Consider the following 15,881-nt stretch of genomic DNA (forward strand, 5'->3'; position numbering starts at 1 on the left):
AACACCGCCATGACTGAACGCCCGACCCTGGCCGTCACCGTGGGTGACCCGGTCGGCATCGGCCCCGAGATCACCGTGCGCACCCTCGCCGAGGTGGGCGCGGGCGCGCCCGCCCGCGGGGTGGTCGTCGCCGACCCCGCCGTGCTGCGCCGCGCGGTCGCGGTGTGCGGCCTGGACGTGCGCATCCGCGCCGTGGACACCTGGGACCTGCCGGCCGAGCAGGACGGCGTGATCGACTGCTTCGACATCCGCGAGCTCGGCGAGGACGAGCTGCCGTGGGGCAGGGTCGACAAGCGCGCAGGGGCGGCAGCGGTCCGCGCCATCGAGGTCGCCACGCGCGCCGCGATGGACGGGCTCGTGGCCGGGATCGTCACCGGCCCCATCAACAAGGAGGCCATCTGGGCGGCGGGCAGTGAGCACCTCGGCCACACCGAGATGCTGGGCGCGCTGACCGGGGTGACCCGGCAGAACACCATGTTCGTGGTGCGCGGCAAGAAGATCTTCTTCGCCACCCGGCACGTGTCGCTGCGCCGGGCCCTGGACCAGGTGAGCGCCGACCAGCAGGTGGCCTGCATCGAGGAGGCGCTGACCGCTCTGCGCGTGTTCGGCCACGACAGCCCCCGCCTGGCGGTCGCCGCCATCAACCCCCACGGCGGGGAGAACGGCGCCTTCGGCGACGAGGAGATCGAGCACCTGGCCCCCGCGGTGGAGCGGGCACGCGCAACGGGCGCCGACGTCACCGGCCCGGTCCCCGCCGACTCGGTCTTCCACCAGCTGCTCCAGGACCGCTACGACGGCGTGCTGTCGCAGTACCACGACCAGGGGCACATCGCGGCGAAGACCTTCGACTTCGACGGCACGATCTCGGTGACCGTGGGGCTGCCGATCCTGCGCACCTCGGTCGACCACGGCACGGCGTTCGACATCGCGGGCCGCGGCACCGCCGACCCGGGCACCATGAAGTCCGCGTTCCTGCACGGCACGGAGTTCGCCCGCTTCGCCGACCGCATCCGCGCCGAATACGGCGGCTGACCTCCCGCTGGGCGCCCCCTACGCCCCTTACGGGGGTGCGGGCACCACCGGTCGCTGGAGAGTCCGCGCCATGGCTCCGCTGCGGCGCCGGTCCTACTTTGGGCTGGCGGGCCGCGGCGGACGTCGCGGACGGTGTCCGAAATATTACCCTTATGGGAGTTTGTGCAGGTAGTGTGGAGGACGGCCGGCCGATCCGGTCCCGCATGGTCCCGCCGGGATGGCCCCGTCGGGCGGTGTGATCGGAGGGGCGGGGCATGGCCGCTACCAGTGTGAATTCCGGTGGGGGAACCACCGGCGCCAGAGGACCGGGACGGGTGTCCGCGACCGTCCGTGCGGGGCGCCCGGCCGGTGCGCGACGGGGCAGCGACTTCTCCCGGCTGTCCCAGCGGATCAACGAGGCGGGCCTGATGCGGCGCCGCCCCGGCTACTACACGGTGCGGCTGAGCGTGCTCGGCCTGCTCTTCATCGGCGGCTGGACGGCGTTCGCCCTCATCGGCGACTCCTGGTGGCAGATGGGCACGGCCGTCTTCCTCGCGGTGCTCTTCGGCCAGGTCGCCCTCATCGCCCACGACCTCGCCCACCGCCAGATCTTCCGCACCCGCCGCCCCAGCGAGACCCTGGGCCGCGTCATCGGCAACCTCGGCATCGGCATGGGCTACGGCTGGTGGCAGGACAAGCACACCCGCCACCACGCCAACCCCAACCACGAGGAGCTCGACCCCGACGTCGCCCCCGACCTGCTGGTGTGGTCGGAGGACCAGGCGCACAACGCCAAGGGGATCGCGACCGTGCTGGGCCGCTGGCAGGCGTTCCTCTTCTACCCGCTGCTCACCCTCGAAGGCATGAACCTGCACGTGCAGAGCGTGCTGGCGCTGTTCAAGCCGTGGATGAAGCACCGCGTGCTCGAAGGGGCCCTGCTGCTCGGCCACTTCGCGGTCTACCTCGCCGCGCTGTTCCTCGTGCTCTCGCCCGGCAAGGCGGTGGCGTTCCTCATCGTGCACCAGGCGCTGTTCGGCGTCTACCTGGGCAACATCTTCGCCCCCAACCACAAGGGCATGCCCACCATCACCGGGGAGGCCGACCTCGACTTCCTGCGCAAGCAGGTGCTGACCTCCCGCAACGTCAAGGGCGGGGTCTTCGCCGATGTCGCGCTGGGCGGGCTCAACTACCAGATCGAGCACCACCTGTTCCCCAACATGCCCTCGGTCCACCTGCGCCGGGCGCGGCCCATCGTGCGCGACTACTGCGCCGAGATCGGGGTGCCCTACCACGAGACCGGGTTCATCCGCTCCCACGTCGAGGCCCTGACCCACATGCACCGCGTCGGCGCGCCGCTGCGGGCCGGGCACCGCGCGGCGGCCTGACCCCGGCGGGCCGCCACGCCCCCACAGGCCTGGATCAGGACCGGCCGGCCCCGGGGCCCGCAGCCTCGGGGCCTGAAGTGTCGGCCCCCGTTCCGCCGCGGTGCATCCGGACCCCGATCCAGCTCGCCGCGAGGAGGACCGCCCCCGCCAGCAGCAGCACCGCGGACACCGCGATCGCCCCGTTGGTGAGGTCCCAGACCATCTCCGGCACCGCGACCGTGACGCCCACGATGCCGAACACCAGCAGCACCCCGGCCCGCTCCCACCGGTAGTAGGCCAGGCAGGCGGCGGCCAGCAGGAGGGTCAGCACGTAGGCCCACTGCGGCTGCCCGCCCCACGACAGCGGGAACTGCGCGCCCGCCAGCGCCACCCCGGCCGCCAGGCCGAGCCCCAGCCGCCGATGGTCCAGCACGCCCACCCCGGCGAGCACGGCCCACACCACCCCCAGGGCGACCAGGAACAGCCCCAGCACCACCCCGGTGTCGGAGTCGCCGGGGTGGAGGACCTCCGACACGAAGCCGCTCACCGCCAGCCAGCTCAGCACCCACGCCGCCACCAGGCCCACGGCCGAAGGCAGCACCGCGTAGGCGAGCGCGGCCACGGCCAGCCCGGCCGCGCCGGGCACCATCGGGGAATCGGGCTCGATCCCCACGCCCACGGCCAGCGCCGTGGCCGCGGCGGTCAGCGAGAACAGCATCCCGGCGATCCGCCGCCGCACGGCCGTGACCCGGTGGCCCCGGGCGAGCCGGACGGAACGCGGCGCCGGCGGCAGAGCGGGGACCGGTTGCCCCACAGGCGCGGCGAGGGACGGCTCCCCGGGACGCCGGGCGGCCGGGGGCTCCCCGGGAGGCTGTGCGGGGGGCGGTTCCGGAGGAGCGCCCGCCGACCGGGCCGGAGATTCCGCCCGCCCCCACAGGGCACGGGGCCCGCCGGCCATCACCACGCCCGCGGCCGCCGCCACGACGGCGATCAACGACAGCAGCACCACCTGCGCCGGCCGGTCCAGGTCCGTCCACGCGGTGGCGACCAGCGCGAACACCCCCGCCAAGACCAGCCCGCCGCCGAGGTAGCCGACGACCTCCGCCCAGCGCACCCCCGCCCGGCGGGGCTCCGCGGCGATCAGCGCCTCGCGCACCACCGCCGCCTGCTCCGCCGACAGCACGCCCCGCTCCACCAGCCCGCGCAGCGCGCCGTCACGCGCCCCGTCCGGGCCGCCGCCGCGGGGCGGGGGTGTGGGCGTGGGCCGCCGGGCTCCTCCGTCGGTCATCTGACAACTCCTTGCGTGCAAGCCCCGGCCGGGGCCGGAGGACGGACGCATCCGTGCCGGCCGCGTCGCCGGCCGGGGAGGCGGGACGGGCGGTCCGCGGATCTCGGATAGGGCTGCGGGGCGGTGCTCCGTCCCCGGCCGTCCGCTCGGGTGCCGCGGGGCCGTGGAACGGAACGATCCCGTCCGTGCGGACGGGATCTCCTTCGCCGGCGGAGAAGAGGAATCCGGGGCCGCTCCCCGCCGGTCGGGTCCGCTACCCCCATTGGACCGCGGAAACGCCGGCCCCGCCTGAGTACGGGTACTCAACCCGGACACCGCGCACGCGCCGTGCCACCGGACCGTCGGCCGGACGGCCGCCGCCCCGCCGGCCGAACGCGGCCCGCGCGGGAGGGCCGTCCCCCCGCGCGGGCCGGCTCAGCGGGGGCCCTTGTCCAGGCCCGCGCGGCGCAGGGCGTCGGCCATCGCCCCTCCGGCGGGGGCGGCGCCGCGGCCATTGCGGTCATCGCCGCGACCGCGCCGGTCCCGGCCGCCGCGCCCGCCGCGGTCACCCCGTTCTCCGCCCCGCTCGCCGCGCCGGGCGCCCTGCGGCGCACCCTCGCCCTGGCCGCCGCGCCCGGTCTCGGGCTCGTCGTCCAGGCGCATGCTCAGCGAGATCCGCTTGCGCGAGGTGTCGACGTCCATCACCTTCACCCGCACGATGTCACCGGGCTTCACGACGTCCCGGGGGTCCTTCACGAAGTTCTTGGACATCGCCGAGACGTGCACCAGGCCGTCCTGGTGCACGCCCACGTCCACGAAGGCGCCGAAGGCCGCGACGTTGGTGATCACGCCCTCCAGCAGCATCCCCTTCTCCAGGTCGTTGAGCGTCTCCACGCCCTCCTTGAAGGAGGCGGTGGTGAAGGCCGGGCGCGGGTCGCGGCCCGGCTTCTCCAGCTCGGCGAGGATGTCGGTGACGGTGGGCAGGCCCACGGTGTCGTCGACGAAGTCGGCCGGCCGCAGCCTGCGCAGCACGGCCCCGTTGCCGATCACCGACCCCACGTCGGTCCCCACGGTGCCGAGGATGCGCCGCACCACCGGGTAGGACTCCGGGTGCACGCTCGAGGCGTCGAGCGGGTCGTCGCCGTTGGGGATGCGCAGGAACCCGGCGCACTGCTCGAACGCCTTCGGGCCCAGCCGCGGCACCTCCTTGAGCGCGCCGCGCGAGCGGAAGGGGCCGTGGGCGTCCCGGTGCCCGACGATGTTCTCGGCGAGCCCGGAGCTGATCCCCGACACCCGGGTCAGCAGCGGGGCCGAGGCGGTGTTGACGTCCACCCCCACCGCGTTCACACAGTCCTCGACCACGGTGTCCAGCGACCGCGACAGCTTCGTCTCGGAGATGTCGTGCTGGTACTGGCCGACCCCGATCGACTTCGGGTCGATCTTCACCAGCTCGGCCAGGGGGTCCTGGAGGCGGCGCGCGATCGACACCGCGCCCCGCAGCGACACGTCCAGCCCCGGGAGCTCCTGGGAGGCGTAGGCCGACGCCGAGTACACCGACGCGCCCGCCTCGGAGACCATGACCTTGGTCAGCTTCAGCTCGGGGTGGTCGCGCACCAGCTCACCGGCGAGCTTGTCGGTCTCGCGCGAGGCGGTGCCGTTGCCGATCGCGATCAGCTCGACCGCGTGCTCGCGGGCCAGCCGGCCCAGCTTGGCCAGCGCCTCGTCCCAGCGCCGCGCGGGCGCGTGCGGGTAGACGGTGTCGGTGGCGACCACCTTTCCGGTGGCGTCGACCACGGCCACCTTCACGCCGGTGCGCAGCCCCGGGTCCAGGCCGAGCGTCGCGCGGGCGCCGGCGGGCGCGGCGAGCAGCAGGTCGCGCAGGTTCGCCGCGAACACCCCCACGCCGTCGTCCTCCGCCCGCTGCCACAGGCGCATGCGCAGGTCGATGTCGAGCCGGACCGAGACCCGCGTGCGCCACGCCCACCGCACGGTGTCGAGCAGCCAGCGGTCGGCGGGGCGGCCCCGGTCGGCGATGCCGAAGTGCCGGGCGATGCCCCGCTCATAGGGGTTGGGCCCGGGCGTCTCGGTACCGGGCTCGGCCGGCTCCTCAGGCTCCAGGGTCAGCGACAGCGCCTCCTCCTTCTCCCCGCGGAACAGCGCGAGGATGCGGTGGGAGGGGAGTTCGGTGAAGGGCTCGGTGAAGTCGAAGTAGTCGGCGAACTTCGCGCCGGCCTCCTCGCGCCCCTCGCGCACGTGCGACACCAGCCGGCCCTGCCCCCACATGCGCTCCCGCAACTCGCCGACCAGGTCGGCGTCCTCGGTGAAGCGCTCGACCAGGATCGAGCGGGCGCCCTCCAGGGCGGCGGCGGTGTCGGCCACGCCCTTCTCGGGGTCGGTGTAGGCCGCCGCGGCGGCCTGCGGGTCCTGAGCGGGGTCCGACAGCAGCAGGTCGGCGAGCGGCTCGAGGCCGGCTTCGCGGGCGATCTGCGCCTTGGTCCGGCGCTTGGGCTTGAAGGGCAGGTAGATGTCCTCCAGCCGGGCCTTGGAGTCGGCAGCGTTGATCTGGGCCTCCAGGGCGTCGTCGAGCTTGCCCTGCGAGCGGATCGACTCCAGGACCGCCGCGCGGCGCTCCTCCAGCTCCCGCAGGTAGCGCAGGCGCTCCTCCAGGGTCCGCAACTGGGCATCGTCGAGGGTGCCGGTCACCTCCTTGCGGTACCGGGCGATGAACGGCACCGTCGCCCCTTCGTCGAGCAGCCCGACGGCCGCGGCCACCTGCTGCTCGCGCACCCCGAGTTCCTCGGCGATCCGCTGGTCGATTGACATCGTCACTGTCGCTTGCTCCACCTTCTGCGTCCGGGTCGTCGAAGCATTGTCCTGATGCCGGGCGCGCTTGTCACACCGCGGACCCCCGCCGCCGGGGCCTTGGGCCCGCTACGTCCGGCTTCTTGGCCCGTCCGTGGCCCGATACCGACCGGCCATTGATGCTGTTGCTGGTGTGCTGTTAGAGAGGACGAGAGAACGCCTCCCGGTCCGCCGGGAGGAGCACATCGACGATGGGCGGGATGATCATGATCCTCGATCACACGTCGCTGCGGGACCTTGCCGGCATGACGGACGACATGGGCGTCCTGTCGGTCTACGCGACCGCCGACCCGCGGGACACGTCGGCCTCCCCGGCCTGGCGCCTCCAGGTCGCCCAGGCCATCGACGCGCTGCGCGACCAGGCCGCCGACGACGGCGACCGGGAGCGCAAGAACGCCGTCCTGCGCCGGCTGGAGCGGCTCGCCCCCGAATTCGAAGGCATGCTCGACGTCGCCCGCTCGGGCCTGGGCCGCGCCCTGTTCGCCTCCGTCAGCGGGGACGAGGTGCGCACCTTCTCCGTGCAGGTGCCCCTGGAGGACAGCGCGCGCCTGGAGGACCGCCCCTACCTGCGGCCGCTGGCCGCGGCGCTCACCACCGACGGGCCCGCGGGCGTCCTCGCCGTCTCCCGCGACGGGGTCCGCGTTATCGATCTGCGCCTGGGCATGGCCCACGAGGTCACCCGGATGGGGTTCGAGATGGACAACGAGGACTGGCGCCCCTCGCGCCGGTCGATGGCCGCCGGCGGGGCGGGGTCGGAGCCGTCCGCCCGCGCCTACAGCGGGGAGGACCGCTTCGACCGGCGCATGGAGGACCAGGTGCTCCGCTTCCTGGGCGGCGTCCGCCCGCGCATCCGCTCCATCGCCGACGAGCAGGGCTGGGGCACCGTTGTGATCACCGGCGAGAAACGGCTGATCAACGTCGTCCGCAAGGGGCTGGCCACGGTCAACGGCCACCGCGACATCGTGCTGCTCGACCACGTGGTGGAGCGCATGACCGCGCCCGAGATCGCCGCCATCGTCCTGCCCGAGCTGCACGCCCGGCGGCTGGAGAGGTGCGAGGCCGTCGCCGACGAGGTCCGCTCCGCCGCCCTGGCCGGCGGGCACGGCACCGTCGGCCTCAGCGACACCCTCGGCGCGTTCCGCGAGGGCCGGGTGGCCCACCTCTTCCTCGACGGCGAGCGCCACCTCAGCGGGCACCGGGGACCCGACGGCTGGTACTACCCTCAAGGGGAGACGCCGCCGGGCGCCTCGGGGGCGCAGATGGTGCCCGAGCAGGACCTGGGCGAGCGGATGATCGAACTCGGCCTCGACACCGGGGCCGACATCAGCGTCCTCCCGCCCGGACCGGCGGACACGCTCATCGAGGACGGCGGCGTGGCGGCGATGCTGCGCTGGTGACAGCGGGGGAGGCCCGGTGGAGGGGATGGGGCCGCGCGAGTTCCAGCTCGTCCTGCTCCGCCGGATGGCCGACTTCCAACCCGAGCTGGTCGAGGACGCCGTCCGCTCCCTGGGCTCCTCACGGACCGAGATGCGCGAGGCCAACCGCCGCTGGCAGGCCATGGCCCACTCCGCACGCGCCCCGCGCGGTGCGCGGCGCTATGCGGCCGTCCTCGGGCCGGCCGCATCGGTCCGCGACCGGGCGGTCGGCGACCTCACCTGCCGGTCACACCGCTGGCCCGTGGCCCTGTGGCCGGGCCTGAGCTTCGAGGTCGTCACCGTCCCCGGGGGAGCGGTCGTCCAGGAATGGCTCGTCCGCGACGCCGGATCGGCGCCCCCGCACCTGCGCACAACGGCCGACCTGCTCCCCTGGTCCTGCGTCGTCGACGACGTCGCCCGCGCCTTCGGCCCGGCCCGGCCTCTGGAAGGAACCGCCCCGTCACGCTGGCGGCTGTCCTTCGACGCACCCGAACACCCCGGCGCGCCGCCGCGGAGCCACGTAGCGGACTTCACCTGGGGGCTGCTCCAACAGGTCACGCCGGCCGACACACCCTGAGCGCCTCGCCGGCGCGGGTGGGACCGGAGTGGGGCGGCCGGCCGGCGCGGACAGCGGGGGCGGACGTATGCGCCGGGCACGGCGGACCGGTGGGCGGCGCGCATCGGCGGCCGCACATGCGGATACGGGCACCGCGACGCGGTGCCCGTCCGGCGGGGGCCGTTGGCGGTCAGCGGCGGTAGGAGCGCCTAGAGGCGCGGCGCATCAGCACCACGACCACCCAGAAGATGGCCGGGATCCCCACCGCCAGCAGGATGACGATGATGACACCCGTCAACCCGAGTCCGAGTCCCATGCCCTCCGGCTACCCCCGCGACCTGGGGTGTCACGTCGTATCAGGCAAGATCTCGGCCATGGCCGAGATCTGCTCGGCGAGCGGCGGCGCCCCCAAGCGGTTGTCGATCTCGTGGTGGGGGACCGGCGGCGGTTCATCCGGGCGCATGCGGTCGAGGAACGCATCGAACCCGTCGAGCTTGCCCGAGTCGCGCGTGCGTCCGCGGGTGCCGAGGCGCGCCCTGAGCGTGTCGGCGTCGCTGCGCACCCACACCAGCGTGACCGGCTCCCCGCCCAGCTCCGCCGTCCACGAGCGCCACCGGCCGGGGTCGCGGATCTGGGCGGTGAACGGGGCGACGGGCATGACCGGGCACCCGGGGGCGCGGATCTGGCGCGCCGCGGCCGTCATCCCGCCGTACTCGTGCACTTTGACGTGGTCGTCGTACCACACGCCCTCGCGCTCACCGTAGGCCCGCCCGTGCGCCGCGAGGACCTCCGCGACGAAGCCGCTGTAGAGGGTGTCCTTGTCCAGCAGAGCGGGCACCGGGCGCAGCCGCGACAGCAGCAGCCCCGCGACCGTCGACTTTCCCGCCCCGGGCGCCCCGGCGACCACCCACACCCTGCCGACGCTCTCGCCCGGCGACCGGGAGACCTCATCCATGCCGCCAGGTTGTCATGCCGGCAGCGCCGCCGCCGGGCCGGGTGGCGAGGGCCGGCACCGCTCCCGCGGCCCGGATGGGACGGCGGGTCGCCGGGCACGGGTGGCCCCCGCTCGGGAGGCCGGGTCGCAGAGCGGCGCTGGACAGGGGGAGCGGAGCCGCGCGGAATGGCCGCAGAAGGGCTCGGCTCCGGCCGTTCGGCCGGGCGCCGGCTTCGTAGTGCACGTCCGGCGACGCTTCGCGGCGGGTGCGGGAAAACCGGTTGCCGGGGTGGGGGCCGCGGCCTAGGGTCGCGGCATGGCGACCGACACCGGGGACCGCCCCGGCATCCCCCGTGCCTGTGTCTCCTACGGCCGCTCCCATGCTCGAACCGCCGCCCCCACCGTCACCCCCGGCGGCGTTCCCCCGGCGCGCGCCGCCGGGTGCGCCGCCCCACCAGGCGGGGCCTCCGGACGGCCGCGGTCCAGCACCGCGTGAGACCCGCGGAGCCGGCGGATCCGCCGGAACCCCGCGCGCACCGTCCCGTCCCCGGGCGGCTCGGCCCCGCGTTCCACCGGTACTGGGGCTCCGACGTCACGGTCGGCCTCACCGACGGCATGCTGGCCACCGCGATCCCCCTCATCGCCGCCCTCCTGACCACCGATCCGCTGCTCATCTCCGGGCTGACCGCCGCCCGGTTCCTGCCCTGGCTGCTGTTCGGCGCCGTGGCGGGGGCGGTCGTGGACCGGATCGACCGCGCCCGCGCGATGATCGCCGCCAACCTGCTGCGTTCCGCGGCGCTGGCGCTGCTCGCCGTTCTGCTGGCCACCGGCCACGGGAGCATCTGGGTCCTCTACATCGCCATGTTCACCGTGATGACGTGCGAGACCGTCGTCGACACCGCCGCTCGCGCCATGCTGCCCGCCCTGGTCGACCGATCGGACCTGGACCGCGCCAACGGCCGCCTGGAGGGCGGCCGGGTCGCCGCCGAGGACTTCGCCGGGGCGCCGATGGCCGGGCTGCTGTTCGCGGTCGCCGCGGTCCTGCCCGTCGCCTCGGCGTCGGCGACCTACGCGCTGGCCGCCCTGCTGCTGGTCGCCATCCCCCTGACGGCACGCCGGCCGAACACGCCCGCCCGTGCCGGCGGCGGCCCAGCCGACGGTGTCCCCGACGGTGGCGGCGCGAACAGCGGCCTCCCCGACGGTGGCGGGTCCGGCAACGACGGCCTCCCTGAGGGCGGCCTCCCTGGAGACGGCGGGGCTGGCAACGGCGGCCCCGCCGGCGCAGGCCCCACGGCCACCATCGGCCAGGACATCGCGGAGGGGTTCCGCTACGTCTTCGGCGTGCGGATCATGCGCCGCCTGGTCCTGCTCCACACCGGCATCATGTTCGGGCTCCAGATGTTCAGCGCCGTGCTCGTGCTGTTCGTCGTGGAGCGGCTCGGGGTGCCGCCCGCTCTGTACGGCGTGTTCATGGCGTCGTCGGCGGTGGGCGCCCTGGTCGGCTCAGCGGTGGTCGCCCGGATCACCCGGCGGTTCGGGCGGGCCCGGGTCCTGCGGGCGTCCCTAGCCGTTATGGCCGTCCTGTCCTGCGCGCTCGGCTTCGCCCCGGGCCCCTACACCGGCGCGCTGGTGTGGGGCCTGATGGGCACCGCCCTCGCCGTCATGAACGTCCTGGTCGCCGGCCTGCTCCAGGTGATCGTGCCCGACGAGCTCCGGGGCCGGGCGTCGGGGGTCCGGCGCATGGTCGGCTGGGGGCTGAGCCCCGTGGGCGCGCTGGCCGGCGGCCTGCTCGGGCGGGTCGACCTGGCGCTGCCCTTCGCGGTGAGCGGGCTGATCCTCGGCGTCACGGTGGCCGCGTGCTGGGGCACTATGGGCGAGGCCGCCCGCCTCGCCGAGGAACCCCCGGATCCGCGTCCCGCCGGGGCCGTCGGCCCGGCCGCCTGATCCGTCTCAGCTCTCGCCGTTGAGCAGGTCGGGGGCGTAGTACTCGTCGACCGGGACCGGGCCGCGGTAGCCCTGGCACATGCATTGGCGGTAGCTCCCGGCGCTCTGCCCGGTCCAGCGGCCCGGGATGACCACCTGTGCCTGGCACAACTTGGACTGCTGGTCGTGGAAGACCAGGTGGTGGCCGCAGCCGCAGATGGGCTGGGGGTTGCGGGGCGCGGCCGGGATCGACGGCGGGTGCGGGGGCGGTTTGGGGCCGCGCCTGGGCAGCGCCCTGCCGATCAGCACGCCGCCGAGTGCGATGGCGGCCCCGAGCACCAGGCTCACCGGGTCCATGTCATGCACCGCCTCCTAACGCCGGTCGTTTTCCATTGTGGCCCACATCCGCGGCCCGGAGCCGATCGGGCCCGTGATTCCGCTGAGATTTTTCGGCCGGCCCGGGACGGCGATCCCGGACTGGCGGGCATCTCGCGGCCGGAGCGCGTTGGGGCCGACGGCCACCGCGCGGGGGATAGGCTGCCGCTCACCCGAACGGGCCCGCACCCGCGCGATCGGAGGATCCCCATGCGCCGCCCGCCCATCGCCCCCGTCGCCTGGACCCCGCCGCCCGCGCCCGCGCGGGCGGCGCGGACGCGCAGCGCCCCGCCGATGCCCCCGCTCTCCCGGATCGACCTGGCCGGGGCGAGCGGGCCCGAGGACGTCGCCGTCGAGGCGGACGGGTCGGTCGTCACGGGGGTCGGCGACGGACGCATCCTGCGGCTGCGCCCCGACGGCTCCCCGCCCGAGACCGTCGCCACGACCGGCGGGCGCCCGCTGGGGGTCGAGATCGCCGGGGACGGCCGGCTGATCGTCTGCGACGCCGACCGCGGGCTGCTGCGGATCACCCCCGACGGCGCCGAGACCGAGGTGCTGGTGGCCGCCGACGACGGCGCGACCCGGGAACACACAGTGGGGCTGTGCAACAACTCCGCGGTGGCCCCCGACGGCACCGTCTACTTCAGCGACTCCTCGCGCCGCTTCCCGCTGCGCCACTTCCTCGGCGACGTCTACGAGGGCTCGGGCACCGGCCGCCTGCTGCGCCGCGCACTGGACGGAGAGGTGAGCGTGCTCCTGGACGGCCTGCACTTCGCCAACGGGGTCGCGCTCGCCGACGACGGGTCGTTCGTGGCGGTCGCCGAGACCACCGCCTACCGGGTGCGCCGCATCCGGCTGACGGGGCCCCGTGCGGGCGAATCCGAGCTGCTCGCCGAGAACCTGCCCGGCATGCCCGACAACCTGAGCACGGGGACCGGCGGCCGGATCTGGATGGCGCTGCCCGCCCCGCGCAGCCGCGTCCTGGACTGGGCGCTGCCCCGCGCACCGGTCCTGCGCAAGGTGGCGTGGCACCTGCCCGAACCGATGCGGCCCGCGCTGGGGCGCACCGCGTGGGTGATGGCGCTCGACGCCGAGGGGCGGACCGTCGCCGACCTCCAGGGGCCCGGCGACGCCTTCGCCATGGTCACCGGCGTGCGCGAGCACGACGGCGGCCTCTACCTCGGCAGCCTCACCGAACCGGCGATCGCGAGGCTGCCCCTGCCCGCCGCAGCGGGGTGACCCCCGGGCCCGCGGCGGCCGCGCCGCGGGCGTTTCCCGGCCGCTCCCGGCGGGCCGGGAAAATCGCAGTTCAGCGGACAGGACGGCGCGCGCGAAGTAGCGTGATCACCCAGAACCCCAGTGACCACGCGGTTGTCGGCGGTGCATCCCCCCAGAAGCACGCATGCGCCGCGTTCGCGAGAAGACAACAGCATGATCCACGACAGCGCCGTCAGCACGGCCGCCCACAGCCCGTCGCTCCGGCTGCGCAGGCTCGCCTGCCATCTGCGCCGGGCGCGTACGGCGGCCGGCCTCACCACCCCCCAGGTCGCCGCCGCCATGCGGTGGAGCGTGGGCAAAATCAGCAAGATGGAGACCACCGAGTCCAAGCGGATCAAACCCGACGACCTCGACGGCCTCCTCGACCTCTACGGGATCGACGATCCCGCGGCCCGCGAGGCCCTGCACGCCCTCGCCCGCGACGCCCGCGAACGGGGCTGGTGGGCGAAGTACCGCGACGTCTTCAAGAACGAGGTCCTGCCCGACCTCGAGGCCGAGGCCGCGGAGCTGCGCTCCTTCGAGTCGCAGGTCGTGCCGGGGCTGTTGCAGACCCCGGCCTACGCCGAGGCGATCTTCCTCGGCGGGCTCCAGACCGACCCCCACCGCATCCGCCGCCGGGTCGAGGCGCGGATGGCCCGCCGGGAGATCCTCACCCGCTTCACGCCCGTGCGGCTCAAGGCCGTCATCGACGAGTCGGTGCTGCACCGCCACGTCGGCGGCCCGCGGGTCATGGCCGCCCAGCTCACCCACCTGCTGAACATGGCGCGCACCCCCAACGTGGAGGTGCGCGTGCTGACCTACGACGTCGGCGCGCACGCCGCCCTGACCGCCCCATTCATGATCCTGGGCTTCCCGCACCCGGCCGACCCGACGATCGTGTGCGTGGAGACCCTGAACGAGGCGCTCTACCTGGACTCCGAGGACGACGTCCGCCCCTACACCGCGACCTTCGACGTCGTCGAACGGGCGGCGGCCGACCAGGAGCGGTCGGACGCGCTCATCGAGGACGCGCTGTACGCGGTGGGACGCCTGCGGTGACGCTGCGCACGGAGTTCCGCAAGAGCAGCCACAGCGGGCAGGGGATCAACTGCGTGGAGGTCGCCCGGATCCCGGCCGCCGCGGTGCCCGGCCGCAGCAGACCCGGGGGGTGCGGTCCCACCTGCGCCTCGGCCCTGGCCGGCGCGGTGATCCGTGACTCCGAACACCCCGATCTGGGCGACCTCGCCTTCCCCGACGCCGAATGGCGCGCGTTCCTGGCCGAACTCGTCCGCGTTCCGGTTCCCGCCCGCGGCCGCTGCGGCGGCGGCTGAGCGGCCGGGAACGGGCCCGCCGCGCCCCCGCCCCTTTTTTCCTCTCGCCCACGGGACCGTCACCGGGGCGCAAAATATGCGCTTCGGGACGCCAATTCCCGCCCATGGGACCGCGCGCCCGGAAGAAATGCGGCGATGATGTCCCCTAGTCGCGAAATGCCGGACGGGCCCGGCGGAATGACGCCGGGTTTCCCGATCGAGGAGTCGCCGTGTCCAACGCCTTCGCCATGATGCTGCCGTTCGCCTTCGGCCTGATCGTGTCCCCGCTGGCCGTCGTCGCGGTCAGCCGGCTGCTGGTGTCCGCGGGCGGCCAGGCCAAGGCCGCCGCCTTCGTCGGTTCCTGGTTCCTCACCATGGCCGTCATCGCGTTCGTGGTGGCCCTGGTGTCGTCGATCGGCGTCGGCCGCTACGAGGTCGGGACGTCGCCGGGGTGGGTCGGCGTCATCCAGATCATCATCGGCGTGGCCCTGGTGGTGCTGGCGGTGCGGATGCTGATGCAGCGCGTGGCCGCGGGCGACGCCTCCGACCCGGCGACCCCGGACTGGCTCGCCACCATCGAGGACACCGGCGCTCGACGCGCCGCCCAGCTGGGCTTCCTGCTGTCGGCCTCGAACCCGAAGAACCTCGCGATGGCCGTCGGCGCCGGCACGGCCGTGGGCGCCTTCGGCGAGACCGCGGGTGCGGCCGTGGGCTACGCGGTCATCCTCGGGCTGCTCGGCTCCATCGGCCTGGCGGTGCCGCTGGTGATGGTCGTGGCCGCCCCGGAGGAGAAGGCCGAGAGCCGGCTCCAAGGCGCCCGGGCGTGGCTGGTCGCCCACAACGACGTGATCGTCCTGACCGCGCTGTTCGTGTTCGGCGGCGTGTTCCTCTCCTTCGCGCTGGGGGCGCTGTTCTGAGACGGGGCCGGCTCTCGGCGCCGGGCGATTTTACGGGCCTTTGCCGGATTCTTGTTTCCTTGTCCCGCCCGACCCGATTTCGTGGCTAGTGAGGTGCGGTCGGATTCGACCGCCGACGGAACCGACGGAAAGGGACGACCTCAGCCGTCATCCCGAGAGGAATGCGCTATGAACAGCTCGAAGGCGAACCCGAATCCCTGGGGAATCTTCGGCGCCACGATTCTCTTCATCGTCGGGGCCATCAACATCGTGCAGGGCATCATGGCGATGTTCCGGCCCGAATTCTTCGTCGCTCCCAACGGCCAGATGATGACCCTGAACTTCCCGCTGTGGGGGGCGATCCTGGCGATCTGGGGTGTCGTCCTCGTGGTCGCCGGTTTCGCCCTGCTGTCGGGGCAGATGTGGGCGCGCGTCTTCGCCGTCGTGATCGCCGCCATCAACGCCGTCCTGCAACTGGCGTTCCTCGCGATGCATCCGGTGTGGTCGATCGTCGCGATCGCCCTTGACGTCGTGATCATCTACGGCATGACCGTGGGCTGGCAGCACCACCGCGCCCAGGTGGGGGCCTACGACGCGGGCCGCACCGACGCCCGGACCGCGGCCGGCCGCGGCGCCGAGGTGCCCTCCGGCGGCGGGACCGCCGAGAGCGGGGAGGCCGCGGGCCGGGCCGCCGAGGAGACGGCCTACGCC

At 74.2% G+C, this 15,881-nt stretch carries 15 protein-coding genes; 10 read left to right on the forward strand and 5 right to left on the reverse strand.

What is annotated here, in order from left to right; genetic code table 11:
• Window positions 1-9: 9 nt before the first annotated feature.
• Both pdxA and ACFOVU_RS17455 read left to right on the forward strand, forming a co-directional pair.
• Window positions 10-1,032, forward strand: coding sequence for a 4-hydroxythreonine-4-phosphate dehydrogenase PdxA (gene pdxA / locus ACFOVU_RS17450; RefSeq protein WP_378535135.1), 1,023 nt, complete (start codon window positions 10-12; stop codon window positions 1,030-1,032).
• A gap of 407 nt (window positions 1,033-1,439) precedes the next feature.
• Window positions 1,440-2,396, forward strand: coding sequence for a fatty acid desaturase family protein (locus tag ACFOVU_RS17455; protein WP_378535137.1), 957 nt, complete (start codon window positions 1,440-1,442; stop codon window positions 2,394-2,396).
• Between the two features lie 34 nt (window positions 2,397-2,430).
• Here the strand turns inward: ACFOVU_RS17455 and ACFOVU_RS17460 are convergent, their stop codons facing one another.
• Window positions 2,431-3,663, reverse strand: coding sequence for a hypothetical protein (locus ACFOVU_RS17460; protein WP_378534941.1), 1,233 nt, complete (start codon window positions 3,661-3,663; stop codon window positions 2,431-2,433).
• A 414-nt stretch (window positions 3,664-4,077) separates the two neighbouring features.
• Window positions 4,078-6,471, reverse strand: coding sequence for a Tex family protein (locus ACFOVU_RS17465; protein WP_378534943.1), 2,394 nt, complete (start codon window positions 6,469-6,471; stop codon window positions 4,078-4,080).
• Window positions 6,472-6,695: 224 nt separating this feature from the next.
• On the opposite strand from ACFOVU_RS17465, the gene ACFOVU_RS17470 reads away from it, so the two are divergent.
• Both ACFOVU_RS17470 and ACFOVU_RS17475 read left to right on the forward strand, forming a co-directional pair.
• Complete coding sequence (locus tag ACFOVU_RS17470) at window positions 6,696-7,901, forward strand: VLRF1 family aeRF1-type release factor (RefSeq protein WP_378534945.1); 1,206 nt, start codon at window positions 6,696-6,698, stop codon at window positions 7,899-7,901.
• Window positions 7,902-7,926: 25 nt separating this feature from the next.
• Window positions 7,927-8,496, forward strand: a complete 570-nt coding sequence (locus ACFOVU_RS17475) for a hypothetical protein (protein WP_378534947.1) — start codon at window positions 7,927-7,929, stop codon at window positions 8,494-8,496.
• Between the two features lie 169 nt (window positions 8,497-8,665).
• Here ACFOVU_RS17475 and ACFOVU_RS17480 read toward each other — a convergent pair whose 3' ends face one another.
• Window positions 8,666-8,791 (reverse strand): hypothetical protein, encoded by a 126-nt coding sequence (locus tag ACFOVU_RS17480; RefSeq protein ID WP_378534949.1) that lies wholly within the window; start codon window positions 8,789-8,791, stop codon window positions 8,666-8,668.
• 30 nt (window positions 8,792-8,821) lie between these two features.
• Window positions 8,822-9,430: an AAA family ATPase gene (locus ACFOVU_RS17485; protein ID WP_378534951.1), complete on the reverse strand. Its 609-nt coding sequence runs from the start codon at window positions 9,428-9,430 to the stop codon at window positions 8,822-8,824.
• Window positions 9,431-9,901: 471 nt separating this feature from the next.
• On the opposite strand from ACFOVU_RS17485, the gene ACFOVU_RS17490 reads away from it, so the two are divergent.
• A complete protein-coding gene (locus ACFOVU_RS17490; RefSeq protein ID WP_378534953.1) occupies window positions 9,902-11,353 on the forward strand; it encodes an MFS transporter in 1,452 nt (483 codons plus the stop codon).
• Between the two features lie 6 nt (window positions 11,354-11,359).
• On the opposite strand, the gene ACFOVU_RS17495 is transcribed toward ACFOVU_RS17490, so the two are convergent.
• Entirely contained in the window at window positions 11,360-11,689 is a 330-nt protein-coding gene (locus ACFOVU_RS17495) for a hypothetical protein (RefSeq protein ID WP_378534955.1), read from the reverse strand.
• A 228-nt stretch (window positions 11,690-11,917) separates the two neighbouring features.
• Between ACFOVU_RS17495 and ACFOVU_RS17500 the strand changes: the two genes are divergently transcribed.
• The 5 genes from ACFOVU_RS17500 to ACFOVU_RS17520 all read left to right on the forward strand — a co-directional run.
• A complete protein-coding gene (locus tag ACFOVU_RS17500; RefSeq protein WP_378534957.1) occupies window positions 11,918-12,946 on the forward strand; it encodes an SMP-30/gluconolactonase/LRE family protein in 1,029 nt (342 codons plus the stop codon).
• Between the two features lie 192 nt (window positions 12,947-13,138).
• Window positions 13,139-14,023 (forward strand): helix-turn-helix domain-containing protein, encoded by an 885-nt coding sequence (locus ACFOVU_RS17505; RefSeq protein WP_378534959.1) that lies wholly within the window; start codon window positions 13,139-13,141, stop codon window positions 14,021-14,023.
• Entirely contained in the window at window positions 14,020-14,295 is a 276-nt protein-coding gene (locus ACFOVU_RS17510) for a DUF397 domain-containing protein (RefSeq protein WP_378534961.1), read from the forward strand. Before ACFOVU_RS17505 ends, ACFOVU_RS17510 begins: the two co-directional genes overlap by 4 nt.
• A gap of 209 nt (window positions 14,296-14,504) precedes the next feature.
• A complete protein-coding gene (locus tag ACFOVU_RS17515; protein ID WP_378534963.1) occupies window positions 14,505-15,191 on the forward strand; it encodes a GAP family protein in 687 nt (228 codons plus the stop codon).
• Between the two features lie 168 nt (window positions 15,192-15,359).
• Window positions 15,360-15,881: DUF7144 family membrane protein (locus ACFOVU_RS17520; RefSeq protein ID WP_378534965.1), on the forward strand; the 522-nt coding region annotated here is incomplete at its 3' end.

The sequence above is a fragment of the Nocardiopsis sediminis genome (assembly GCF_042650565.1).
GTDB classification, from domain to species: domain Bacteria; phylum Actinomycetota; class Actinomycetes; order Streptosporangiales; family Streptosporangiaceae; genus Nocardiopsis_B; species Nocardiopsis_B sediminis.

What these genes read in the sequence shown, in the direction of transcription:
- ACFOVU_RS17455 (WP_378535137.1), top strand. Translation starts at nt 1,440, where the DNA reads ATGCGGCGCCGCCCCGGCTACTACACGGTGCGGCTGAGCGTGCTCGGC.
- ACFOVU_RS17500 (WP_378534957.1), top strand. Translation starts at nt 11,918, where the DNA reads ATGCGCCGCCCGCCCATCGCCCCCGTCGCCTGGACCCCGCCGCCCGCG.
- ACFOVU_RS17470 (WP_378534945.1), top strand. Translation starts at nt 6,696, where the DNA reads ATGGGCGGGATGATCATGATCCTCGATCACACGTCGCTGCGGGACCTT.
- ACFOVU_RS17485 (WP_378534951.1), bottom strand. Translation starts at nt 9,430, where the DNA reads ATGGATGAGGTCTCCCGGTCGCCGGGCGAGAGCGTCGGCAGGGTGTGG.
- ACFOVU_RS17505 (WP_378534959.1), top strand. Translation starts at nt 13,139, where the DNA reads ATGATCCACGACAGCGCCGTCAGCACGGCCGCCCACAGCCCGTCGCTC.
- pdxA (WP_378535135.1), top strand. Translation starts at nt 10, where the DNA reads ATGACTGAACGCCCGACCCTGGCCGTCACCGTGGGTGACCCGGTCGGC.
- ACFOVU_RS17475 (WP_378534947.1), top strand. Translation starts at nt 7,927, where the DNA reads ATGGGGCCGCGCGAGTTCCAGCTCGTCCTGCTCCGCCGGATGGCCGAC.
- ACFOVU_RS17480 (WP_378534949.1), bottom strand. Translation starts at nt 8,791, where the DNA reads ATGGGACTCGGACTCGGGTTGACGGGTGTCATCATCGTCATCCTGCTG.
- ACFOVU_RS17460 (WP_378534941.1), bottom strand. Translation starts at nt 3,663, where the DNA reads ATGACCGACGGAGGAGCCCGGCGGCCCACGCCCACACCCCCGCCCCGC.
- ACFOVU_RS17495 (WP_378534955.1), bottom strand. Translation starts at nt 11,689, where the DNA reads ATGGACCCGGTGAGCCTGGTGCTCGGGGCCGCCATCGCACTCGGCGGC.